Here is a 21,645-nt window from a genome sequence, read left to right on the forward strand (position 1 = left end):
TCTGATCCGTCAGTGAGCGCGCACGGTCGGTCGTGCAGGAGATTTCGCATGCGGCATTACACCAAAGACAATTACGATCTGACAGCGAGCGTCGGCTTTGTGCTGAACAAGGCGCGCAACCTGATCCTCACGGAAATGGATGCCGCGCTGAAGGATCTCGACATTTCATCGCAGCAAATGGGCATCCTGCTGTCGCTGAAGCAAAAGCTGGCGAGCACGCCGTTCGAATTGTCGACGTTGCTCGGCATCGACACCGGCCTGATGACGCGTATGCTCGACAAGCTCGAAAGCAAGGCGCTGATCCAGCGCTCGCGCGACACGGCCGACCGCCGCGTCGTCAATCTGACGCTGACCAGCAGCGGCCGCGCGGTGGCCGCGCGGATTCCCGAGATCGCGCCGGTGGTGCTGAACGAGCGTCTGAAGAAATTCACCAAGGCCGAACTCGACGAGTTGCGCCGCCTGCTGCACAAATTCGTCGGCGAATAAAGCGGCGCGCCGCCGCGTCACCCTAAACACTCTCCAGCTATCTGGTGCACCCGGGTTTCCCTCGGCGTGTCCGGAAACTTTTCTTGACGATATCTGACCTGTCAGCTATTGTTCGCGCAACGAATGAGGAGTCAGAGATGCCGTTTTACACGCCGGACAACTATCAGTTGGTCGAAAGCGTCGGTTTCGCGCTGAACAAGGCGCGCAACCTGCTGAGCACGGAACTGGACGCGGGGCTCAAGGAGCTCGGTGTGAAGGCCCACCACGTCGGCATCCTGATGACACTCAAACGCGGCACGTGTGCCACGCCCGCCAGTCTGGCGCGCCACCTCGGCATGGACACCGGGTTGATGACACGCATGCTCGACCGGCTCGAAACCCGCGGTTTGCTCAGGCGTTCGCGCGATACGGGCGACCGCCGGGTGGTGAACCTGGTCCTCACCGAAGCGGGCTGTGCCGCCGCAACACGCATTGCCGAAATCGCACCGGGCGTGCTGAATGCGCGCCTGCACGCGTTTTCCGCCGCGGAATTCGACGATTTGCGCCGCTTGCTGGCGAAGTTTCTGAACGATTGAGCGGTTTTTTTTATCTATTTATCTGACAGGTCAAACAATGAGCGGTCAATCAAATATTGCAGGTAGCGCGGCTCGCGGGCTGAAGGCGAGCGTATCGGTGATATTCGCGGCCGTGCTGTCCGCGTGTGTGAACTATGCCGGCATCCACAGCGACCAGAAGCCCGCCGAGCCGCAGCAATACGCGACGCAACAGAGCATGCCGGCCGAAGGCGGCCGCTGGCCCGCAGAAGATTGGGCGGACCAGTTCGGCGATGCGCAACTGAAGGCGCTGCTTGCCGAAGCGCTGCAGGCGAGCCCGACGCTCGAACAGGCGCGTGCGCGCGTGGCGAGCGCGTCCGCCTATAGCGAAACCGCGAAAGCCGGCACGCTGCCGCGCGCGGACGCCAGCTATTCGTACACGCGCCAGCAGTTTTCCGGTAACGCAGTGGTGCCGCCGCCGTACGCGGGTTCGTGGCAGTCGGAGAACAAGGGCGTACTGGGTGCATCGTACGACCTCGACCTGTGGGGTAAAAACCGCGAAACGCTGAAGGCCGCGCTGTCGCAACTGCAGGCAAGCGAAGCGGATGCCCAGGTGGTCAAGCTGACGTTGACTACTGCGATCGCGCGCTCGTACAACCAGCTGGCACGGCTCTACGCGCTGCGCGACATCGCGCAGCAGGAGGTCGCACAGCGCGAACAGATCGACCGGATCACGGCGGGCCGCATCGCAACGGGGCTCGATACCGAAGTCGAACGCAAGACCGCGCAGGCCAATCTCGCGACGAGCCGCGCCGCGCTCAAGGCGCTCGACGGCTCGATTGTCACCACCCGCTATCAGCTTGCCGCACTGCTTGGCGCGGGCCCGGATCGCGGGCTGGCGATTGCGCGTCCGGCGCTCGGCGTCGGTGACGAGGTGCGGCTGCCGGACAACTTGCCCGCAGACCTGGTGAGCCGCCGGCCCGACCTGGTAGCGGCGCATTGGCGCGTGGATGCGCTGACGCATGACGTGAAAGAGGCGAAGGCCGAGTTCTATCCGGACATCAACCTGAGCGCCGCGATCGGGCTCGATGCATTTGGCTTCGGCCGCTTTTTGACGGCGGCGAGCCGCACGGTTTCGGCCGGTCCTGCGATCCATCTGCCGATCTTCGATGCAGGCGCATTGCGCGCCCAGCTGAAGGGCCGTTACGCGGAATTCGACTACGCGGTGGGCGCGTACAACCAGACGCTCGTCACCGCGCTTTCCGAAGTTGCCACGCAGCTCGCCAACGTGCGCGCAACCGACGGCCAGCTGGTCGATGCGCAGACCGCGCAAGCCGCCGCGCGCCGTGCCGACGAACTTGCGCTCACGCAATACAAGGCGGGCCTGACGAATCAGCTGACCGTGCTCAATGCGGACATGAACGCGCTATCGGCGGACCAGGCGGTGGCGAACCTGCAGATGGACCGGCGCGACCAGCAGATTGCGCTAGCGGCGGCGCTCGGCGGCGGGTACACGGACACGGCAACGGCAACAGCACCGGTGGCCGCTTCATCGAACGCAGCCGCACCCGCCGCATCGGTTGCCACGCGTTGACGCGGCGCCGGCCCGAACTGATCGAATCGCACTGAATCGCACCGGAGAAACGAAATGAGCGAAATGGACAACAGCAAACCCGTCAAACCGAAAGACGCGCCCGCTCGCGCGTCTGCCGACACCGCGCCCGACCCGCAGCCACGCAAACGCAAGTTGCTTCTTGCCCTGCTGGGCATCGTGGTGGTGGCCGGCAGCGCCGCATACACAGCGTACTACCTGACTTACGCGCGCTACCACGAGGCCACCGACGACGCCTACGTCAGCGGCAACCTCGTGCAGCTGACGCCGCAGGTAACCGGCACCGTGGTTGCGGTCAACGCCGACGACACGCAGATCGTCAAGGCCGGCGACCCGGTCGTGACGCTCGACGCAGCCGACGCGAAGATCGCCCTGGGCAACGCGGAAGCGACGCTTGCGCAAACCGTGCGGCAGGTCAGCAGCCTGTACGTGAACAACGACTTCTTCAACGCGACGGTCGCGCAGCGCGAGTCCGACCTCGCGCGCGCATCCGCCGACTTGCGGCGCCGCCAGGCGGTGGCCGACACCGGCGCCGTGTCGACCGAAGACATTGCGCACGCACGCGATGCGCAGGCCGCCGCGCAGGCGGCACTCGATGCCGCCCGCCAGCAGGCTCAGGCGAATCGCGCGCTGACCGATCGCACCACGGTCGAGCAGCATCCGAACGTGCAGGCGGCTGCATCGAAAGTGCGCGACGCGTACCTCGCGTATGCGCGCAACACGCTGCCCGCGCCGGTCACCGGTTACGTGGCGCGCCGCGGGGTGCAGGTTGGGCAGCGCGTCGCACCGGGTACACCGTTGATGGCGATCGTGCCGCTCGATGGTGTCTGGGTGGATGCGAACTACAAGGAAAGCCAGCTGCGGCAGATGCGCATTGGCCAACCCGTGGTGCTCACCGCCGATGTTTATGGCGGCGCTGTCGAATATCACGGACGTGTAGTGGGATTTTCCGCGGGCACGGGCGCCGCGTTCGCAGTGCTGCCCGCGCAGAACGCGACCGGCAACTGGATCAAGATCGTGCAGCGTCTGCCGGTGCGCATCCAGCTCGATCAGCGCGAGCTCGATGCGCATCCGCTGCGTATTGGCCTGTCGATGCAGGTGGACGTCGAGACCCGCGACGCAAGCGGTCGCCAGCTCGCTGCCGCGGTCAACACCAGCTATCGCACGGATGTGTTCAGCGGATACGGTGCGCAGGCCGATGCGGAAATCGCTCGGATCATCGCGCAGAACACTGTCGGCGATCCGCGGGCTGCAGCGACCGCTGCGAGCCAGGCGGCAAAGCCGCGGCCGCTGGCAAAGCGCGATGCAGCGCAACGCAGCGCCGGCTGATGCGCCTGCCGATACGTCGCACGATGCATCGGCACAAGTCGCGCCATTTTTTTTACCCAAATAACTGACCCGTCAGATTTATCCGACAACGACGAACAGGATTCACGATGAACATGCCGACGAACTCCGTCAGCCCGCCGCCGCTCACTGGCGGCAAGCTGGTGCTCGCCACGCTTGCCGTTGCGCTTGCAACCTTCATGAACGTGCTGGATTCATCGATTGCCAACGTGGCGATCCCGACGATTTCCGGCAACCTGGGCGTCTCGGTCGACGAAGGGACGTGGGTGATCACGCTGTTCTCTGCCGCCAACGCGGTGTCGATTCCGCTGACCGGGTGGCTCACGCAACGGGTCGGGCAAATCCGGCTGTTCGTTGGTGCGATCGTGCTGTTCGTACTGTCGTCTTGGCTGTGCGGGATGGCTCCGAATCTGGTCGTGCTGCTCGCCGCGCGCGTGCTGCAAGGCGTCGTGGCCGGCCCGCTGACGCCTCTTTCGCAAGCGATCCTGCTCGGTTCATACCCGAAGGAAAAGAGCTCGCACGCCCTCGCGCTGTGGGCGATGACGGCAACCGTCGGCCCGATCGCCGGGCCGGCGCTCGGCGGCTGGATTACCGACAGCTATTCGTGGTCGTGGATCTTCTACATCAACATTCCGGTCGGGCTGTTCGCGGCGGGCGTCACGTGGGCGCTGTATCGCGACCGCGAGACGCAGACCCGGCGCCTGCGCATCGACAAGGTGGGCCTGCTATCGCTGATCGCGTGGGTCGCGACACTGCAGATCATGCTGGATAAGGGCAAGGATCTCGACTGGTTCAACTCGCCGGTGATCTGTGCGCTGGCGGTGGTCGCAGCAGTCAGCTTCGTGTTTTTCCTGATCTGGGAGCTGACCGAAAAGAACCCGATCGTCGATCTGCGGCTCTTTGCGGTGCGTAACTTTCGTGGCGGCACGATCGCGATCTCGGTGGCGTATGGGGTGTTTTTCTCGAACCTCGTGCTGTTGCCGCAATGGATCCAGGGCTATCTGGGCTACCGTTCGGTGGATGCGGGCCTCGTCACCGCGCCGCTTGGCATTTTCGCGGTGCTGCTGGCGCCGGTGATGGCGAAAATCATGCCGAAGTCGGACGCGCGCGTGCTCGCCACGATGGCCTTCGTCGGCTATGCGGCGGTGTTCTTCATGCGCTCGAACTACACGACCGGCGTGGATGCATGGACACTCGTGTTGCCCACCTTGCTGCAAGGCATTCCGACTGCGCTGTTCTTCGTGCCGCTGACGACGATCATTCTGTCGGGCCTTGCACCGGAGCGGATTCCGGCTGCCGCGGGCCTGTCGAATTTCGCGCGCATCTTCGCGGGCGGTGTCGGCACCTCGCTCGCGACGACCGGCTGGAACGACCGCACGATCCTGCACCACGCGCGGCTCGCCGAACAGAGCAGCATCGACAACCCGACCTTCACCGGTGCACTCGATGCCGTGCACGGGACACTCGGCGGAGGATCGAATCAGGCGCTCGCGTTTTTCGAGCAATCGTTGAACGCGCAAGCAACCATGCTCGGCTTGAACGATATCTTCTGGTTATCCGCGGTGATTTTCATCGCGATCATTCCGTTGATCTGGTTGACCAAGCCTGTAAAGGGTGGCGCAGGAGGAGGCGCGGCGGCAGGCGCGCACTAGGCGAGGCCAGATCAGGCGCCGTGATTGGCGGGTTCGGCGTCGCTGTCCGATTTCGACGGCGAGACGGCTGGCGAATGCAGCGCCGTCCATTTCACGCTGACGTCCGCGGCCGGCCGGGTGGGCGAGCGTTGCGGACGCTGCGAGCGCAAATCGTGCTGGCGGCATACGGCAGGCTCTGCTGCGGGGGCGGCGGTATGCAGCAAGCCTTGCCCGGCAGGCTCAGAGGCAGCGGGCGCACGGCCCGATACCGCTTCGATCTGCCGGTCGCTGCAGCCCCATGCTTCGAGCAACGAGCGCGCCATGCGCTGCTGACATTGCGCACGTTGCGGCGCATCGCGCCGCTGCGCGACTTTCATGGAGTCGGGGTCCTTCATTGCAAGCAGCCGCTCATAGGCGCGGTCGGCTTGTTTGGCATCGAGATCCACGGCTCGCCAGTACGCCTCACGCGAATCGCCGACGAGAGCGGATTGCGCGTTTGTTTTCGACAGGCCGTCTGACGTCGACTGCAACTGCAACGCATCGCCAAGGTTCACATAGGCTTCCTGGTAGCCGGGGTTCGCCTTCAGCGCTGCATCGAGTTCTGCGATCGCGGCTTCGCGGTTATCGCGCGGCGGCAAGCCTGGCGGGACGATCACCAGATCCATTCCGTCGTTGCCCGAGTCGCTCACGTCGCTGGAGAGTGCGGGGGCACCGGCGCTCGCCAGTGCGAGAAAGGCACGCGCGAGCGCGTTGTGCGCAGCCGGCTCGCTATCGGTGCGTTCATTGACGGACCGGCGCAGCACTTGCGCCGCTTGCTGGTAGCAGCCCAGATCGTTCAGCGCGACGCCCCAGTTGTAGTACGCCCAGGGGCGCACCTTTTCCCACGAGCTGTATTTATCGCTGAGTTCGACGATCTCGCTGGAAAGTCTGATGGTGCCTTCATAGTTACCGGCGTAGGTGTCGAGCTTGGATAAAGCGAGCTTGGCCCATGCGGCGTTTTCGCGCGAGCTGTCGCTATGGGCGCCCGCCGCGATCTGCGCGAACAGCTTGCGGACTTCGGCGAAGTCGCATTTTCTCTCGCCCTCGAGGCAGCGTCTTTGTTCGACCTGGGTCAGATACGACGCATAGAGCAGCGGACTTTGATGTTCGAGGATCTTCTCGGCGGCTGCGCGCAGCGCTTGCTTCAACGTGGCCGCTTCCATACCGGTCTGCAAATGGGGCTGAGCGTGGTTGTCCATCTTTGTGAGCGCTGCCCGGGCGGTCTCACTGTCGCCGTGTAGCGGCACCGTGCGGCCGTCCGGCTCGCGCAGCGTCAGCATCACCGCGAAACCGGAGGGCGAACCGACCACGCTGCCATACACCATCGAATCGCGTTTGAGCAGCGTGCGGGCAAATTCGATCAGCGGGCGGATCGATATGCCGGTGCCAGGCAGTTCGACATCGGGGATCTTGAACTCGGACAACACCTTTTCGGCGTCGGCTTTCGGCGTCACACCCGATGCATCCGCGCGTAAGTCGCCCAACGCATCGATCAGCAACTGCTGCAGCGTCGCTTCGGTGTAGCCCTGTTCGCGCAACTCCTCCGATACCTGAATCGGCTGCACGGTGGTCACCGGATCGAACAGCACGCCGCACAGGCCGACCAGCTTCGGCACAAACAGAAAGCCGGCGAGCGCAGTCACGAGGATGGCCGCGATCATTTCGAAGCCGTACTGTGCCTTGCTGCCGATCGACGTCAGCGATGCCGCGAGGCGCGCCCGCGTGCCGTTTAACCCGTTCATGCCGGTCTCCTTGTGCTGCGCCTTCTTCATGCATGCAGGCGCGTTGTCTTCGACAAGGCATCGTCCATGCCAATCGCGTGGATGGCCTGTCGCATAAGGAGCGGCGGAGATTGCAGCGTGATTGCGCAACCCGAACTGTCGGCTGGCACGCGACGATTGATCATGCGGATAGTTGGGCGCCATCCGTCACATCAACACGATGTGCGTTTTGCCCGGCACGCCGGCTCGCGATGCTAAAGTGCAGCGTCACCAATGAAGAGCCTGCATACCACGCGCCCTGTGATGGCTTGCCCACCCGAGCGCTTACCGATTTGCGCACCTGTGCGCAAACTTCGAAGGATGTCAGCTTATGTTGAATGAACTGACGAAAACGATTCTTTTGCTCGTCACAGGGCTGTTCCCGATCATCAATCCGCCCGCGTCGGGTTTCATCACGCTGACGATGGTGCCGCATGCGAGCCCCGCCGAGCGCAGCGAACTGGCGCTGCGCATTGCGATCAACAGCCTGTTTATCCTGCTCGGGTCACTGTCGATCGGCGCGTACGTGCTGTCGTTTTTCGGCATCTCGATGCCGGTGCTGCGCGTGGCGGGCGGACTCGTGGTTGCGGTGGCGGGATGGAATCTGCTGCAGGCGCCGGCAGACGAAGCGACGGAGTCGGACGCGCAGCAGGAAACCGGCGTGCTGCACGAGGCGTCGTTGCGGGCCCGAGCGTTTTACCCGCTGACGCTGCCGATTACCGTCGGCCCCGGCTCGATCGCGGTGGCGATCGCGCTCGGCACCGGCTCGCCGCGCGAAGGCCTGTCGCCGGTGCATCTGATCGGCGTCGGCATCGCACTGCTGATCCTGTGCGCCAGCATCTATGTTTGCGTACGGTTCGCCGGCCATCTCGAGAGGCTGCTGGGCGCAGTAGGCACACAGGTCGCGATGCGCCTGCTTGCCTTCGTGCTGTTCTGCATTGGCGTGCAGATCGTATGGCTGGGTCTGGCCGAGCTGCTCGAGTCGCTCCAGCTGCACATCAAATAGCGTCGCTGCCTTTTCGTTGCACGCACAACTGCTCATTCTTCTCTCATTCTTGGCCTCCAGAATGTCCTTGAACGATGCGATCAGCCAGACGCATCCAGCCTCAAGGAGAACAACATGAAAGGGATTCGCCAGGTCATCGTGGGCGCCGTCCTCGCGGGTGGGCTCATCAGCTGCGCGCAGGCGCATGTGTTCGTGGGCGTCGGCATCAGCCCGGTCATGCCGATGATGCCGATGATGCCGGTGGCGCCGATGGTGCCGGTACCTGTCTACGCACCGCCGCCGCCGGTCTATTACGGGCCGCCACCTCCGGTGTACGTGGCGCCGCCGGTCGTCATCGGTGGCTACTGGGGCCATCCGCACGGCTACTACCGCGGCTACTACGGCTACGGCTATCGCTACTGAGCTCGATGGGCGCCGCACAGCGGGCCAATGGCTACGACATGGGCGGCCATGCGGCGCGGGCAATTCATCTGATGCAGGAAGCCCGCTACGAAATGGCGGCAGCCGCCGAGGCCGCGACGCGTTGACCCGCAGAGACGGGCGGCGCAGAGCCGCCGCTCGCGCTCGAGGCAAAACGCCCGGCGCGTCCAGCCCGCGCGCCTCATCAGATTCCTGAAGACAACGACGCCGTTACGCTTCACACTTCACCTGTTGCGCGTGGTGCGGCCCAAAGCATCGCGTGCGCGCCGGCAAGCGCTGACTGATCCCCGCACACGCAATCCATGCGGCATATCCGCGGCGTTTGCCGAATCCGTTGTAGCCTCATCCGATCGACGAAGACCGATGCAGTGCGCAGCCGCGTGTCCATGCGCCGCTGCGCAATCGCTGTTGCCTTGCAGTTGTCCTTTCACCCACTCGTAAAAGGCACGCACGACGATGAAAACGGCCCTCGCATGTCTTGCCCTGTCCACCGCGCTGGCCGGTTGCGGCACGGGCAATCTTCCGCCGGCTTCGCAAGCCACGCCGCTGCTGACCGCATCGCCGGGCATCTATAAAGGTTCGTTGTCTACGCATCAAAATCTGATGCTGGCGATGTTCTACGACGGCACTGCGTACCTGTTCTATCAACCCGCGGCTGCGCCGCGCACGGTCGACGACGTGGTGGTGGTGCGCAAAGGCACGCAGACGGACGCCGCCAGTTTCGACGGCACGCAGGCTACGCGCTATCGCCTCGCGCCGTCGGGCAATGCAACACCGGTTCGGGTTGCGATCGATTTTTCGCACTCGCCGGCAGTGAGCGGCAGCGTGACCGCCAGCGGCGACGCGAACAGCACGACCTTCACCGCCAGTCCTGCGCAAATATTGGGACAACCGCCGACAAGGGCGGCCACCATCGGCCTCTATAGCGGCAACGCACGCTCGCTGCGAAGCAACGCGCCCGCGCAGATGACGATAACCGCCAGCGGCCTGCTGGCCGGCACGATAGACGGCGGTTGCGAGTTTCGCGGCACGCTGACGCCGCGCAGCGACCTCAATGCCTACGACGTATCGGTGACGTTCGCTGCAGCGCCGTGTATCGATGCGAACGCAACCTTATCCGGCAGCGCCGTGCTCGACGAATCGCAATTGCTGGTGGCGTTGCCGCTGCGCGATCGCGACGACGTATTCGTGTTCGCCGGCACGCGTTAAGGAGCGGTGGTGAGTGGTGGTGGGTGATGACAGCCACTCATTTTCCGCTAATTCTCCCCAGCTACGATGGTTTCCGTGGGACGACACAACGCCTGAACCACGAACCACCAAAACCACCCTGGAGGGAATCATCATGAACTCGTTTATCAAATCCGTTGCTGTGGCCGCTGCTCTCGTCGTGCCGGCCGTCTGCTTTGCACAAACTGCGCCGCAAGCCGCTGCTGCGCAAAATGCCGCTCCCGACGAATACGTGCAAGTGGTGCAATACGAAGAAGTGGACTATGTGCCGGCTGCGGCGCAAACGCAGCCTGCCATGCCTGCGCAGCCGCATCAGATCAAACCGGCCGACACCAGCGGCGTAGGCGGCGTGGCTGGCGCGAGCTCGCAGTCGGGTGCCGCGTTCAACCCTAACGACAACGTCGGCTTGAACTCGATCTATCAGCATAACTGAGCCGCATGGCGGCCATCTTGCGGCGTTGCGTCGGCAACGCCGCTCCTGAACAAAGGCGCACAGCGCAGGCTGTGCGCCCTTTGCGTTTGAAGTCTTTCCAAAGCGCCCGCGAAGTCCGCTTTAAAACCCGCTTTAAAGCCCACTCCCAAGCCCCGTCGTCCACGCCATTCCCCCGCATCGCCAGAGTAGAATCGTTGCGCAAAAAGCTTGCGCAATCCGTCTGCTCGCGCCGCTTTGCACCGGGCGCTGCCCCCGCGTTGCCGATGGGCCTGGGCATCTTTCTCAACGTCACTCTGCCGCTGCGCCGCCAATGATCAAATCGCTCAGAACCCAACTCGTCCTCGCGCTATGCGTGGTGGTCAGCATTGTCGGCGTCGTGCAAGGGCTCAGCTCTTATCAGTTATCCAAAGCGGGCCTGGGTGCGCTGCTCGATTTGCGGCTCGAGCAGGTCGCGGGCCGCATGCGCGGTGGCTTCGGCGACGCGCTGCCATCGATTGCCGCACGCGGCTCGCAGCCGGAGCGCGATATCGTGATCACGATCTGGCGCGACGAAAGCGACGAACCGTTCCGTTCCACCGACCCGTCGCTGCCGCTGCCGCGCGACGCGCAAATGGGTTTTAGCTCGCAGACGGTGAATGGCGAGCAGTGGCGTATCTATACGCTGCGCGATCCCGAGCGGGTGATCCAGGTGGCGCAGCGTTCGTCGGTGCGTCGCGACCTGATCGAAGAAGCGGCGGTAGGCACGTTATGGCCGATTCTGATTCTGGTGCCGCTGGTATGCGCGGCCGTGATGGTGGTCGTGCATTTCGCGTTCAGGCGGCTAAACCAGCTCGGCGCGCAGGTGCGTTCGATCGATGCGGCGCATCTGCAGGCATTGCCGAGCGCCGGCGTGCCGATCGAACTGCGGCCATTCATCGATTCGATCAACCGGATGATCGAGCGTCTCGCGAAGTCGATGGAAGCCGAGCGCAAGTTCATCTCCGATGCCGCACACGAGTTGCGTACGCCGCTGACCGCGCTGCAGTTGCAGGCCGACAATCTGCAGCGCGACATCGTGTCCGGCAACCAGGAGCGCTTTCAGGAGCTGCGCCGCGGCATTGCACGCGCCGGTTCGCTGATCGCGCAGCTGCTGCGTCTGGCGCGAGCGGATGCGTCGCTGCAGCGTGAAGCGATCACGCGCGTCGACGTATCGACGGTGGTGGTCGAAGCCGTCGCGGAAGTGCTGCCGATCGCGATGCAACGCAATATCGACATCGGTGCCGAAGAAATGGCCACCGCCTATGTGAAAGCGATCGAAGCGGACATCTGCATCGCGGTGCGAAACCTGGTGAGCAATGCGATCCGTTACACGCCCGATGGCGGCAAGGTCGATTTGCGTACTGAGCTGCGCAACAACATGGTGTGGATCGAAGTGATCGACAGCGGCCCGGGCATCGCGCCAGACTTGCTGCCACGCGTGTTCGACCGCTTCTTCCGCGCTAATACGCAGATCGAGGGCAGCGGATTGGGCCTGGCGATTGTAGAGGCGATTACCGCCAAATACGGCGGCAGCGCATCGCTGAGGAATCGCGACGACGGGCACTCCGGCATCGTCGCGTCGGTCGGTTTTCCGCGGGTCGACTAAGCTGCCTGACCGCTGACCGCTGACCGCTGACCGCTGACCGCTGACCGCTGACCGCTTGCCACCGCGCACGCCGCGCGCGCCGCACGTTGCGTTTGCCGCACGTGCCACGTCCGCTCATTCAAGCCTAATTCTGCCGGCCTACTATCGAATCGTCTCCCGAGGACAGGCCTCCTCCGATGCGCAACCCCCGTGCTGATCCGGATTTTCGGCCCCTCAGATTCTGGCTCGGCGATCGGTGTACGCCAGAATCTTTTAGCCGGCTGCCCATGCAGCCGGCCTTTTTTTGCCTGCTTTCTGCGCATCCGGTTGCACTACCGCATGTCGGTCAGTCGCGCACGAAATCAAAAATACTGAAGCTTCACGCAGCTGTCCTGAGTGCCTGCGAGTCGGCTATTATTCCCATACCCGGCGCGTAGCCCCCCATCTGAGCGCGCCGGCGGGCTACGGCCTGGCACCGGCAGCCGCGTCCGCTGGCTTGCGCCGACCTCGCGCCGCGAATCGAACACAACGTTTTCGTTGCTGTGACACGACATCATGCGAGTACTTCTGATTGAAGACGATCTGCAGATCGGCCAAAGCCTGCTGCGCGCGCTGCAGGATGCGGATTACAGCGTCGATTGGGTGCGCGACGGTACGGCGGGATGCGCAGCGATCGAGGCGGCCGAATACACCGTCGTGCTGCTGGATCTGGGCCTGCCGGGCATGAGCGGCATCGAGCTGCTCAAGAACTGCCGCTCGCAAGGCAACCCGGTGCCGGTAGTGATCCTGACCGCGCGCGACGATCTCGATGCGCGGGTTCAGGGCCTCGATCTCGGCGCCGACGACTACATGCTGAAGCCTTTCCAGGTGCCCGAACTGCTCGCACGCATCCGTGCGGTGCTACGTCGCAAGGCGGGCTACGCGGTCTCGCGTCTTGGCGACGAGTCGCTGAACCTCGATCTCGACAAGCGTACGTTGTGCTGCAACGGTGTGAATTCCGTGCTGTCGGCACGCGAGTTTGCGCTGATGCTGGCTTTCCTCGAGCGGCCCGGCACGATCCTGTCACGCGAGCAACTGGAAGACCGGCTCTATGGCTGGGGCAAGGAAGTGGAGAGCAACGCGGTGGACGTGCTGATCCATTCGGTGCGCAAGAAATTCGGGCTGACGGTGATCCGCAACGTACGCGGTCTCGGCTGGACCGTGATGCTGGGCGATGCGTCGAAGGCGTGATACGGAACGACGCGCCCGCCGCCGCTTACCCGCTTGTTTGCCGGCAAACGCATTGTTTGCCCGCGCGAGCGCCAGCGGGAATTGATACATCATCGCGCGCCCTCTATCTTTCAGCAGCAGTGGCGCATGCGGCAGGAGCCGCTGTCACTGCATCGCCGCACATTAAACGCGCTCCAGCTCCGCCACCAGAAAGTCGACCAACGCGCGCTGCATGCCGCTTAGCGCGCCGCCGGAGGTGACGAGCGCAAGCTCGGTAGACGGCAGCGCCGGCATCCCGCTGCATTCGCGGTGTTCGGCAAGCACGGCCGTCGTGGGCAGTACCGTCACCCCGAGGCCCGACGAAACGGCCGCCTGAATGCCGGTCAGGCTATGGCTGCCGAACGCGACGCGCCAACGACGCTGCGCCTTGTCGAGGCCGCGGATCGCGCGTTGCCGGTACACGCAACCTTGTGGAAACAACGCAAGTGGAACCGGCTCCGCGTCGGCATCGAACGCGGCGCCGCGCACCCAAACCAGCTCTTCCGGCCAGCTCGCGATGCACTCGCCGCTGCCTGGCTCGCGCTTGATCAGCGCGATTTCGATGTCCCCTGCGGCAAGTTTTTGGCGCAAGTCGGTGCTCATGCCGGACACCGTTTCGAGCCGCGCCGCCGGCTGCGTCCTCGCGAATCCCGACAGCATGCCGGACATGCGGCGCGCATCGAAATCTTCCGGCACCCCGACGCGCACGGCGGTCAGCGTCTGATCGCTGGCCAGCGCATCCTCGGCCTCCTGCGACAGCGCGAGCAGCCGGCGCGCGTACTGCGCCAGCAACTCGCCGTACTCGGTAGGCCGTACGTTGCTGCCGGCGCGATCGCGCAGTAGCAAGGTACGCCCCACCAGTTCTTCGAGCTTGCGCACCTGCTGGCTGACGGTCGATTGCGTGCGGTGCACCCGCTCGCCGGCGCGCGTGAAGCTGCCTTCATCGACAACACAAACCAGCGTGTTCAACAGATCGAGATCCAGCATGGCGAGCTCCGGCGTTGCTTATTCGAAAAATCACTGATCCTCAAAAGATAATTCAATTTCCAAATAACGGCAATCGAACCTAAGCTGGCTGCCATCGATATCCCGCCTACCCATGGAGTTCGCCATGCCCCTCAAATCGACGCCACGTCCGTCGTGGCTTACCTTCGACTGCTACGGAACCTTGATCCAGTGGGATGAAGGCTTGCTGGCCGCGGTGCGCGACATCCTCGCGCGCAAGGGCCACAGCGGCATCGGTCCGAAAGAGTTCATCGAGGTCTACGACCACTACGAGCACGCGCTCGAGCAGACCCCGCCGCACCGTTCGTTTCGCGAGGTGGCGGGCGACGGCCTGCGTCTCGCGCTCGAACAGTTCGGTCTCTCCAGCGACGCCGACGACGTCGCGCAACTGACCAATCGCATCTCCGCGATGCCGCCGTTCCCCGAGGTAGTCGCGACGCTGCAGCGCCTGAAGGAAAGCGGCTTCCGGCTGTGCATCGTGTCGAATACCGACGACGACGTAATTGCCGGCAACGTCGCGCAGCTTGGCGGCCACATCGACCGCGTGATCACCGCGCAGCAAGCCGGTGCCTACAAGCCGGACCGGCGGCTATTCGACTACGCGTATGCGCAACTCGGCGTGACCCGCGACGACGTCGTGCATATTTGCGCGAGCCCGCACCTGGACCACGCGGCCGCGCGCGACATCGGCTTTCGCTGCGTATGGATCGACCGGCGCACCGGCCGCCGCCGGTTGCCCGACTACCAGCCCGATGCGACACTGACGCAGCTGGACGAGGTACCCCCACTATTCGCAGCGCTCGGATGGACACTTTGACAGGCGAGGCTCATGGCACACACGCTTAGCACGGGCGGCACGGCCGCCACGCCGCGCGAGTTGCAGCTCGATTCGGACGCGATCATGCAGGCCCGCGCGGAACTCGCGGCCTGCTTTCAGCTCGCGGCGCAGTATGGCTTTGAGGAAGGCATCTGCAATCACTTTTCGGCGGTGGTGCCGGGCTACGATCATCTGTTTCTGGTCAATCCGTACGGTTATGCGTTTTCGGAGATCACCGCGACGCGCTTGCTGGTGTGCGATTTCGACGGCCGCGTGATCGCTGGCGAAGGTCAACCGGAAGCGACCGCGTTCTATATCCATGCGCGTTTGCACAAGCAGATGCCGCGCGTGAAGGCTGCTTTTCATACGCATATGCCGAATGCCACCGCGCTGTGTCTGCTCGAAGGGCCGCCGCTGTTGTGGCTCGGGCAGACCGCGCTGAAGTTCTACGGACGCACGGCAGTCGACGAAAACTACAACGGCCTCGCGCTCGACGAATCGGAAGGCGACCGCATTGCCGCGACGATGGGCGACGCGGACATCCTGTTTCTGAAGAATCACGGCGTGATGGTCGCGGGCGCAACGATTGCCGAGGCGTGGGACGATCTGTACTACCTGGAGCGCGCGGCCGACGTGCAACTGAAGGCGATGATGGCGAACCGGCCATTGAAACCCGTACCGCATGACGTCGCGCAACGCGCGTACGAGCAGATGCGCGCGGGAGATGCCCAAAGTGCGCGAGCGCATCTGGATAGTGCAATGCGCGAATTGCGCAGGCGCGGTGTGAATTTCGATGCTTGAGCCGCGCTTGCTGCGCGACGATGCGGGCTAGTGCAGGTTAGTGCCGGCTCGTAGCTGATTAGCGAGCGAGCAAGCCGCGCCGGCATGCGTTGTCTTCGCATTGGCCGTGCGCGGCCGAAAGCAGCGACGTACACTGTCGCCAGCGCGCACCGCCGTACGCGCATTTTCCAGATCAGGCTCTGAGCATGATGAGAAACGCGCCGGACGTGCTTTATCCGCGAACCTCGCATCGCGCGCTACTCGCAACGCGCGGCACGCATCGTCTGCAACGCGCGCTGGTGCGGCTCGGCCTCGCATTCAGCTGTATCGCCGGCGCACCGGCTTATGCCGATACACCGGCGCTCACCGTCGACAATGGCATCGCAGCGCAGCATTACAGCGCGGCCGAATTGCTTGCGCGACCCGACAGCGCAGTCGTGCACGTCGATCAAGACGCCTATCGCAACAAGGTGCCGTATCGCGCCGTACCGCTGCTCGCGTTGCTCGGCACGCATGCGGAACAACAGCGCTTCGATACCATCGAAGCCCAGGCTAGCGACGGCTTCGTCAGCCAGATACCGCTCGCGCTGATCACGAAAGCCGGCCAGCAGGGCGCAGTCGCATGGGTGGCGGTAGAAGACCCAGCGCAGCCGTGGCCCGCGCTGCCGAACGAGAAAGTGTCCGCCGGACCGTACTATCTGATCTGGGAGCATCCGGAACGCTCGGGCATCACCAGCGAGCAATGGCCTTACAAGCTGGTGCGCCTGTCGCTGGTGGAAAGCCCGGATCACCGCTGGCCGCAACTGGCCGTGCCGGCGGCACTGTCGAACAATGCGGCCGTCAAACGCGGGCACGACGTCTTCATCGTGCAATGTTCGGTATGCCACCGGATCAACGGTGGCGGGGCAGGCGAAGTCGGCCCGGACCTCGGCAGGCCGATGAGCCCAACGCAATATCTGACCGACTACGGCCTGCGTTCGATCATCCGCGATCCGAAAGCGGTGCGCACGTGGCCGAATCAACGAATGCCCAGCTTTAGTGAAGCCGTGGTGTCGAATGCGGACCTCGATGCGCTGGTGCAGTATCTGCACGCACTCGCACCGCGCGGCGACGCGCAAAAGCAATAACGCTTGCCTGCTGCGCGCCGCATCAGACAACGCTTAGAATTTGTGCCGCATGCCCACGCGCAGCACCAGCTGACGATCGTCATTCGACGGCGTCACACCGTTGATTGCGGCAACCGCTGCATGGCCGGTCGAATCCGTACCTGACGCCTTCTGATAGATACCGACGAAGTACACGTCAGTGCGCTTCGACAGAAAGTAATCGGCGCCGATTGCGGCCTGGTGATAGGTCGCACCATCCTTGCCATTAACCGAACTACCCTTTGTATAGTCGTACGCGGCGCCGACCAGAAACGCCGCCGTGATCTGGTATTTGACATTGCCTTCGACGTTATTGAAGACCGCGGTGCCCTGGCTGCCCAACGGGTTAGGCGCCGAGTGCCCACCGGCCAGATCGTTAAAGCGCGTATTCGAGTAAGTGCCGCCGAAAGTCGCTGCGCCCCACGTATAAGCGCCGCCCGCTGCGATCACTTCCTGCGTGCGCGCATCCGCAAAACCGGAGAACACCGGTGACGTAATGTTGTTCATCGTCGCGAGCGGCGCAGAGCCCGACGTATTGGCCAACACGCTGGTGCCATAGAACGATACGTTGGGATTGCGGATATTCAGGTAGCCGGCGCCAAGGCCAAGCGGGCCGTTGTAGTAAGCGCCGCCGAGCGACCAGATCTGGTTCTGGCCGGTATGTCCCGCCACGCCGCCTGGGCTGTATACGCCACCGAACGTCAGGCCGCCGTAGTTCTTGCTGGTGTACTTGATCGCGTTATTCACGCGGTTCGTGTTGTTGATGTTATCGAGGTCGCCCGGGTGCGCGGTATAGAAGCCGCCCCACTGATCGCCGATTTCGAACAGGCCGACGTAATCGACCACCGAATCGTACTGGCGCCCGAGCGTGATGGTGCCGTAAGGCGTGCCGAGCCCGACGTAGATCTGGCGGCCGAACATCAGGCCGCCTTGCCCGAGCTTGCCGCTGCTCAGATCCATACCGTTCTCGAGCACGAACAGCGCGGTCAAACCACCGCCGAGATCTTCCGTGCCGCGCAGACCGAAGCGGCTTGCCTGGATTTCACCGCTCACCATGCTGTACTGACGCTCACCATGCGAGTTGTTGTTGAAGGTCAAGCCTTCATCGACGATGCCGTATAGCGTGACGCTGCTTTGTGCCTGCGCGGCCGAAATACTGCCGAATGCGCCAAGCAATCCTGCCACCCAAAGTGACTTTTTCATCTGTACCCGAACCTGATTTGTTAGTGTCGAATTTCGAATTCCCCTGTCGAGACGGGGGCATGTCACGGTCGAGATGCGCCGGCCGCGAGGCGAACTGCAATACAGTACGGAACCCTAAGCGAGCAGGGTTGAAGCAGGTTGCGGAAAACTAAGCAGCCTATTTTGTCTTGTCAATGGAACATTCGAAGCTTGAAATGTCCCATCGGAGCGATTGCAGCGCGGCGCGCGTTCAGGCCTTCAGGCGGCCGCCATTGTCATACGCGTGACATTGCGGGTTTAATCGGTGTTTTCCATGTAGAACAAACGCTGTTTGTATTTGTTCTATTGACCGGACAATATGACACTTCTAGAGTGACCCAAATGGAGACGACACTACCTTTACCGAAGTACCACCAGATCTACCGGGTGCTGCGTGAGCAGCTCCAGGAAGGTCGTTTCGACGAAGAAGGTGTGCCGGGCGAGCATCTTTTGGCGGACCAATTCACGGTGGCGCGCATCACGATTCGCAAGGCGATGGAGATGCTGGTGGCCGATGGCCTCGTCACGCGGCGGCCGGGCATCGGCACGTGGCCGTTGCGCAGCGATGCGAGCAAGCGCCAAAGCAGGCAACCCGGTGGGCCGCAGCCGGGCACGGTATCGCGGCAGAAAGCGCATCTGACCGGCCTGCTCGGCAACATCGTCAGCGCTGGTTTGCGCACCACGGTCGAAGTGCTGGACAGCACCGTGGTAAGCGCATCGGATGCGATTGCCGAGGCCTTGCATCTGGCGGTCGGCGAGCCCGTCTACAAAAGCATTCGGGTGCGCAGCATCGCAAGCGGACCGGTGTCGTACATCACGACGCACGTGCCTAAAGCGGTGGCGGAGCTGAGCCGCAAGGACCTGAAGCGCAAGCCGATGCTGATGCTGCTCGAAGAAGCCGGTGTACAGCTAGGCGGTGCGACGCAAACCATCACCGCGTGCCTCGCCGACGCGGTCGTCGCGCGCAACCTCGATGTGCAGGTGGGCTCGGCGTTGCTCGCGGTGACGCGGCTGGTACGCGATACCAGCGAGCGGCCGGTGCAGCTGCTGCAAGGCTTGTATCGGCCGGACCGCTACCAGTACCAGCTGCAGCTGTCGCGCGTCGGCGACATCGAGGCGAAGGTGTCGGTCAACGAAAAGCTGTAAGCGGGGCGTCGGGATCCGCTGCTGTCAAAGCCGCAGTCAGCCGAAGTCAATCCGAAGTCAATCCGAATCGACCATCAAGCATGCCCACGGAGAGCCAATGAGTTCGCGTCGTACATTTCTGCGTCAGTCCACGGTTGCGGCCGCCATGTTGAGCGCGCCCTGGGTTACGCGCGCCGCCGGCGGCAAGAGCATCAAGATCGGCGTATTGCATCCGGTGACGGGTGCGCTCGCGTATTCCGGGCAGCAGTGTCGGCTCGGCGCACTGCTCGCGATCGAAGACATCAACCGCGCAGGCGGCATCAAGTCGCAAGGCGGCGCGCTGATCGAAGCGGTGTTGGGCGATGCGCAGTCGCGTCCGGAAGCGGGATCCGCGGAAGTCGAGAAGATGAACGAAGCGGGCGTCGCGGCGATTGTCGGCGCGTACGCATCGGCGATTTGCCTCGCGACCACGCAAACCGCTGCGAAATACGGCCTGCCGCATGTGGTGGACGTCGGTGTGGCCGATCAGATCGTCGAGCGCGGCCTGACCAATACGTTTCGCTTCGGCCCTGGCTACAAGGTGTGCAGCGCCCGCGCGGTGGACTACCTGAACACGCTGAACACAGCCGCGGGCAAGCCCGCGAAGACCGTGATGATCGTGCACGAAGAGTCGCTGTTCGGCACCGGCACCGCGAATCTGCTCAGCAGCGAGCTGCCGAAGTACGGCTTCGAGATCAAGGAAGTCGTCAAGCACCCGAACCCGACCCGCGACTTCAGCAACATCGTGCTGCGCATGCGCTCGGTGAATCCGGACATCGTGATTCCGGCCAACTACTACAACGAATACGCGCTGCTGCTGCTCGCGATGAAGCAGCAGAAAGTCCAGCCGAAAGCGATCTTTTCGGTGCTGGGTGGCGCGGCTTCGAGCTACAAGTTCCTCAAGGAGTATCCGGACATCGCGAACGGCGTGATCGATTGCAACCACTGGTTCAATCCGAAAGACGCCCGCGTCGCGCCTTTGAAGAAGCGTGTCGAAGCGAAAGATGCGTACTTCTCGTACGAAGTGTTCATGACCTACACGTCGATGATGCTGCTCGCCGATGCGCTGGAGCGTGCCGGTTCCGCCGATCGCGCGGCAATCACTGCGGCGCTCGCGTCGAGCACCTTCAAGGATCATTTCATGCCGTACGGTGCGACGCATTTCGTCAACGGCCAGAACGCCGGCGCGCAGCCGCTGCTGACGCAGGTGGTGAACCACGATATCAAGGCGATCCTGCCGGACCCGTACCGCGAAACCGCACCGGTATTTCCGGTGAAGAGCTGAGGCACGCGCATGTTCGACCCCGCCATTCTTTTCACGGCGCTGCTCAACGGGCTCACGACCGGCGCCGTCTACGCGCTGATCGCGCTTGGTCTGACGCTGATCTACGGCGTGCTGCACATCATCAACTTCGCGCACGGCGCGGCGCTGATGGTGGCGCTGTATGCCGTGTATTTGCTGCACGAGCGGCTCGGGCTCGATCCGTATGCGGCCTTGCCGTTCGTGATGCTCGGCATGTTCGCGTTTGGCTATCTGCTGCAGCGGTGCGTGATCAATCGCGCGGGGCACGGTAAGGACGAAAACATTCTGCTGGTCACGCTCGGCATTTCGATCGTGCTGGAAAACCTGGCGCTGGTGCTGTTCCACTCCGATACGCGCAACATCGATACGCCGTATGCGCTGGCGACCGTCGCGATCGGACCGGCGCTGCTCGCGTTGCCCAAGCTGATTGCGTTCGGCGGCGCGCTGGTGATCGCGGCGCTGCTGTTCGCGATCATGCGCTTCACGGATCTCGGCCGCGCGATTCGCGCCGTTGCCCGCGAAAAGCATGGGGCAAAGCTGATGGGCATCGATGTCGACAAGGTTTATGCGTTGTCGTTTGGAATCGGCATGGCTTGCGTCGGTGCAGCCGCCTGTTTCCTGCTGCCCGCGTATTACGTGAACCCGCAGGTTGGCAGCGGCTTTGTGCTGATCGCGTTCACGATCGTCGTGCTGGGCGGCATGGGCAGTTTCGTCGGCGCACTGCTCGGCGGTTTGCTGATCGGCGTGGTCGAATCGCTCGGCGGTTTGTGGTTCGGCGATTCGCTGGGCCAGATGGGCGTGTTCGCGATCTTTATCGTCGTGTTGCTGGTGCGCCCGCAAGGGTTGTTCGGGGCGAGGATCTAGC

21 protein-coding genes and 1 pseudogene are annotated in these 21,645 nt (G+C 63.4%); 19 read left to right on the top strand and 3 right to left on the bottom strand.

Features of this window, described 5'->3' with window-relative positions; genetic code table 11:
* The first annotated feature begins 48 nt into the window (after positions 1-48).
* The 5 genes from ACYVNQ_RS18105 (at position 49) to ACYVNQ_RS18125 (ending at position 5,630) form a co-directional block, all read left to right on the top strand.
* The gene (locus tag ACYVNQ_RS18105; RefSeq protein WP_460903935.1) at positions 49-486 is read left to right on the top strand and encodes a MarR family winged helix-turn-helix transcriptional regulator; all 438 of its coding nucleotides are present in this window, start codon (positions 49-51) and stop codon (positions 484-486) included.
* Positions 487-623: 137 nt separating this feature from the next.
* The gene (locus ACYVNQ_RS18110; protein ID WP_460903936.1) at positions 624-1,061 is read left to right on the top strand and encodes a MarR family winged helix-turn-helix transcriptional regulator; all 438 of its coding nucleotides are present in this window, start codon (positions 624-626) and stop codon (positions 1,059-1,061) included.
* A gap of 37 nt (positions 1,062-1,098) precedes the next feature.
* Positions 1,099-2,613, top strand: a complete 1,515-nt coding sequence (locus ACYVNQ_RS18115; RefSeq protein WP_460903937.1) for an efflux transporter outer membrane subunit — start codon at positions 1,099-1,101, stop codon at positions 2,611-2,613.
* A 54-nt stretch (positions 2,614-2,667) separates the two neighbouring features.
* Positions 2,668-3,960, top strand: a complete 1,293-nt coding sequence (locus ACYVNQ_RS18120; protein WP_460903938.1) for an efflux RND transporter periplasmic adaptor subunit — start codon at positions 2,668-2,670, stop codon at positions 3,958-3,960.
* Positions 3,961-4,067: 107 nt separating this feature from the next.
* On the top strand, positions 4,068-5,630 hold the full coding sequence (locus ACYVNQ_RS18125) for a DHA2 family efflux MFS transporter permease subunit (protein WP_460903939.1): 1,563 nt from the start codon (positions 4,068-4,070) through the stop codon (positions 5,628-5,630).
* A gap of 11 nt (positions 5,631-5,641) precedes the next feature.
* Here ACYVNQ_RS18125 and ACYVNQ_RS18130 read toward each other — a convergent pair whose 3' ends face one another.
* Entirely contained in the window at positions 5,642-7,390 is a 1,749-nt protein-coding gene (locus ACYVNQ_RS18130; RefSeq protein ID WP_460903940.1) for a tetratricopeptide repeat protein, read from the bottom strand.
* 349 nt (positions 7,391-7,739) lie between these two features.
* On the opposite strand from ACYVNQ_RS18130, the gene ACYVNQ_RS18135 reads away from it, so the two are divergent.
* The 8 genes and pseudogenes from ACYVNQ_RS18135 to ACYVNQ_RS18170 all read left to right on the top strand — a co-directional run bounded on the left by ACYVNQ_RS18135 (position 7,740) and on the right by ACYVNQ_RS18170 (position 13,327).
* The gene (locus ACYVNQ_RS18135) at positions 7,740-8,414 is read left to right on the top strand and encodes a MarC family protein (RefSeq protein WP_460903941.1); all 675 of its coding nucleotides are present in this window, start codon (positions 7,740-7,742) and stop codon (positions 8,412-8,414) included.
* Between the two features lie 114 nt (positions 8,415-8,528).
* Positions 8,529-8,816 carry a hypothetical protein gene (locus ACYVNQ_RS18140; protein WP_460903942.1) on the top strand — a complete coding sequence of 96 codons (288 nt, stop codon included), beginning with the start codon at positions 8,529-8,531 and terminating at the stop codon, positions 8,814-8,816.
* A 220-nt stretch (positions 8,817-9,036) separates the two neighbouring features.
* A pseudogene (locus tag ACYVNQ_RS18145) lies at positions 9,037-9,114 on the top strand (hypothetical protein); the annotation flags it as partial.
* Positions 9,115-9,290: 176 nt separating this feature from the next.
* Positions 9,291-10,043: a hypothetical protein gene (locus ACYVNQ_RS18150; RefSeq protein ID WP_460903943.1), complete on the top strand. Its 753-nt coding sequence runs from the start codon at positions 9,291-9,293 to the stop codon at positions 10,041-10,043.
* 133 nt (positions 10,044-10,176) lie between these two features.
* Complete coding sequence (locus ACYVNQ_RS18155) at positions 10,177-10,494, top strand: hypothetical protein (RefSeq protein WP_460903945.1); 318 nt, start codon at positions 10,177-10,179, stop codon at positions 10,492-10,494.
* 5 nt (positions 10,495-10,499) lie between these two features.
* Positions 10,500-10,808 (top strand): hypothetical protein, encoded by a 309-nt coding sequence (locus tag ACYVNQ_RS18160; RefSeq protein WP_460903946.1) that lies wholly within the window; start codon positions 10,500-10,502, stop codon positions 10,806-10,808.
* Positions 10,805-12,118, top strand: a complete 1,314-nt coding sequence (locus ACYVNQ_RS18165) for an ATP-binding protein (RefSeq protein ID WP_460903947.1) — start codon at positions 10,805-10,807, stop codon at positions 12,116-12,118. The genes ACYVNQ_RS18160 and ACYVNQ_RS18165 overlap by 4 nt, the downstream gene beginning before the upstream one ends.
* Positions 12,119-12,652: 534 nt before the next feature.
* A complete protein-coding gene (locus ACYVNQ_RS18170) occupies positions 12,653-13,327 on the top strand; it encodes a response regulator transcription factor (protein WP_460903948.1) in 675 nt (224 codons plus the stop codon).
* A 162-nt stretch (positions 13,328-13,489) separates the two neighbouring features.
* Here the strand turns inward: ACYVNQ_RS18170 and ACYVNQ_RS18175 are convergent, their stop codons facing one another.
* Positions 13,490-14,332 (bottom strand): LysR substrate-binding domain-containing protein, encoded by an 843-nt coding sequence (locus tag ACYVNQ_RS18175; protein WP_460903949.1) that lies wholly within the window; start codon positions 14,330-14,332, stop codon positions 13,490-13,492.
* A 124-nt stretch (positions 14,333-14,456) separates the two neighbouring features.
* Between ACYVNQ_RS18175 and ACYVNQ_RS18180 the strand changes: the two genes are divergently transcribed.
* From ACYVNQ_RS18180 to ACYVNQ_RS18190, 3 genes are all read left to right on the top strand, one after another.
* Positions 14,457-15,167, top strand: a complete 711-nt coding sequence (locus ACYVNQ_RS18180) for a haloacid dehalogenase type II (protein WP_460903950.1) — start codon at positions 14,457-14,459, stop codon at positions 15,165-15,167.
* A 12-nt stretch (positions 15,168-15,179) separates the two neighbouring features.
* Positions 15,180-15,968, top strand: coding sequence for an aldolase (locus tag ACYVNQ_RS18185; protein WP_460903951.1), 789 nt, complete (start codon positions 15,180-15,182; stop codon positions 15,966-15,968).
* 185 nt (positions 15,969-16,153) lie between these two features.
* Positions 16,154-17,074 carry a c-type cytochrome gene (locus ACYVNQ_RS18190; protein WP_460903952.1) on the top strand — a complete coding sequence of 307 codons (921 nt, stop codon included), beginning with the start codon at positions 16,154-16,156 and terminating at the stop codon, positions 17,072-17,074.
* Between the two features lie 33 nt (positions 17,075-17,107).
* Here the strand turns inward: ACYVNQ_RS18190 and ACYVNQ_RS18195 are convergent, their stop codons facing one another.
* Positions 17,108-18,295 (bottom strand): porin, encoded by a 1,188-nt coding sequence (locus ACYVNQ_RS18195; RefSeq protein ID WP_460903953.1) that lies wholly within the window; start codon positions 18,293-18,295, stop codon positions 17,108-17,110.
* A gap of 360 nt (positions 18,296-18,655) precedes the next feature.
* Between ACYVNQ_RS18195 and ACYVNQ_RS18200 the strand changes: the two genes are divergently transcribed.
* The 3 genes from ACYVNQ_RS18200 to ACYVNQ_RS18210 all read left to right on the top strand — a co-directional run bounded on the left by ACYVNQ_RS18200 (position 18,656) and on the right by ACYVNQ_RS18210 (position 21,644).
* Positions 18,656-19,459, top strand: coding sequence for a GntR family transcriptional regulator (locus tag ACYVNQ_RS18200; protein WP_460903954.1), 804 nt, complete (start codon positions 18,656-18,658; stop codon positions 19,457-19,459).
* Positions 19,460-19,556: 97 nt separating this feature from the next.
* Entirely contained in the window at positions 19,557-20,762 is a 1,206-nt protein-coding gene (locus ACYVNQ_RS18205; RefSeq protein ID WP_460903955.1) for an ABC transporter substrate-binding protein, read from the top strand.
* Between the two features lie 9 nt (positions 20,763-20,771).
* On the top strand, positions 20,772-21,644 hold the full coding sequence (locus tag ACYVNQ_RS18210; RefSeq protein ID WP_460903956.1) for a branched-chain amino acid ABC transporter permease: 873 nt from the start codon (positions 20,772-20,774) through the stop codon (positions 21,642-21,644).
* The last annotated feature ends 1 nt before the right edge of the window (position 21,645 follow it).

This window comes from Paraburkholderia jirisanensis, from assembly GCF_054782355.1.

Excerpts from the sequence above, each read along its gene's own strand:
- ACYVNQ_RS18155 (WP_460903945.1), top strand. The coding sequence starts at position 10,177 with ATGAACTCGTTTATCAAATCCGTTGCTGTGGCCGCTGCTCTCGTCGTG.
- ACYVNQ_RS18135 (WP_460903941.1), top strand. The coding sequence starts at position 7,740 with ATGTTGAATGAACTGACGAAAACGATTCTTTTGCTCGTCACAGGGCTG.
- ACYVNQ_RS18140 (WP_460903942.1), top strand. The coding sequence starts at position 8,529 with ATGAAAGGGATTCGCCAGGTCATCGTGGGCGCCGTCCTCGCGGGTGGG.
- ACYVNQ_RS18125 (WP_460903939.1), top strand. The coding sequence starts at position 4,068 with ATGAACATGCCGACGAACTCCGTCAGCCCGCCGCCGCTCACTGGCGGC.
- ACYVNQ_RS18165 (WP_460903947.1), top strand. The coding sequence starts at position 10,805 with ATGATCAAATCGCTCAGAACCCAACTCGTCCTCGCGCTATGCGTGGTG.
- ACYVNQ_RS18190 (WP_460903952.1), top strand. The coding sequence starts at position 16,154 with ATGATGAGAAACGCGCCGGACGTGCTTTATCCGCGAACCTCGCATCGC.
- ACYVNQ_RS18110 (WP_460903936.1), top strand. The coding sequence starts at position 624 with ATGCCGTTTTACACGCCGGACAACTATCAGTTGGTCGAAAGCGTCGGT.
- ACYVNQ_RS18180 (WP_460903950.1), top strand. The coding sequence starts at position 14,457 with ATGCCCCTCAAATCGACGCCACGTCCGTCGTGGCTTACCTTCGACTGC.
- ACYVNQ_RS18175 (WP_460903949.1), bottom strand. The coding sequence starts at position 14,332 with ATGCTGGATCTCGATCTGTTGAACACGCTGGTTTGTGTTGTCGATGAA.
- ACYVNQ_RS18160 (WP_460903946.1), top strand. The coding sequence starts at position 10,500 with ATGGCGGCCATCTTGCGGCGTTGCGTCGGCAACGCCGCTCCTGAACAA.
- ACYVNQ_RS18105 (WP_460903935.1), top strand. The coding sequence starts at position 49 with ATGCGGCATTACACCAAAGACAATTACGATCTGACAGCGAGCGTCGGC.
- ACYVNQ_RS18170 (WP_460903948.1), top strand. The coding sequence starts at position 12,653 with ATGCGAGTACTTCTGATTGAAGACGATCTGCAGATCGGCCAAAGCCTG.
- ACYVNQ_RS18195 (WP_460903953.1), bottom strand. The coding sequence starts at position 18,295 with ATGAAAAAGTCACTTTGGGTGGCAGGATTGCTTGGCGCATTCGGCAGT.
- ACYVNQ_RS18205 (WP_460903955.1), top strand. The coding sequence starts at position 19,557 with ATGAGTTCGCGTCGTACATTTCTGCGTCAGTCCACGGTTGCGGCCGCC.
- ACYVNQ_RS18200 (WP_460903954.1), top strand. The coding sequence starts at position 18,656 with ATGGAGACGACACTACCTTTACCGAAGTACCACCAGATCTACCGGGTG.
- ACYVNQ_RS18130 (WP_460903940.1), bottom strand. The coding sequence starts at position 7,390 with ATGAACGGGTTAAACGGCACGCGGGCGCGCCTCGCGGCATCGCTGACG.
- ACYVNQ_RS18150 (WP_460903943.1), top strand. The coding sequence starts at position 9,291 with ATGAAAACGGCCCTCGCATGTCTTGCCCTGTCCACCGCGCTGGCCGGT.
- ACYVNQ_RS18210 (WP_460903956.1), top strand. The coding sequence starts at position 20,772 with ATGTTCGACCCCGCCATTCTTTTCACGGCGCTGCTCAACGGGCTCACG.
- ACYVNQ_RS18115 (WP_460903937.1), top strand. The coding sequence starts at position 1,099 with ATGAGCGGTCAATCAAATATTGCAGGTAGCGCGGCTCGCGGGCTGAAG.
- ACYVNQ_RS18185 (WP_460903951.1), top strand. The coding sequence starts at position 15,180 with ATGGCACACACGCTTAGCACGGGCGGCACGGCCGCCACGCCGCGCGAG.
- ACYVNQ_RS18120 (WP_460903938.1), top strand. The coding sequence starts at position 2,668 with ATGAGCGAAATGGACAACAGCAAACCCGTCAAACCGAAAGACGCGCCC.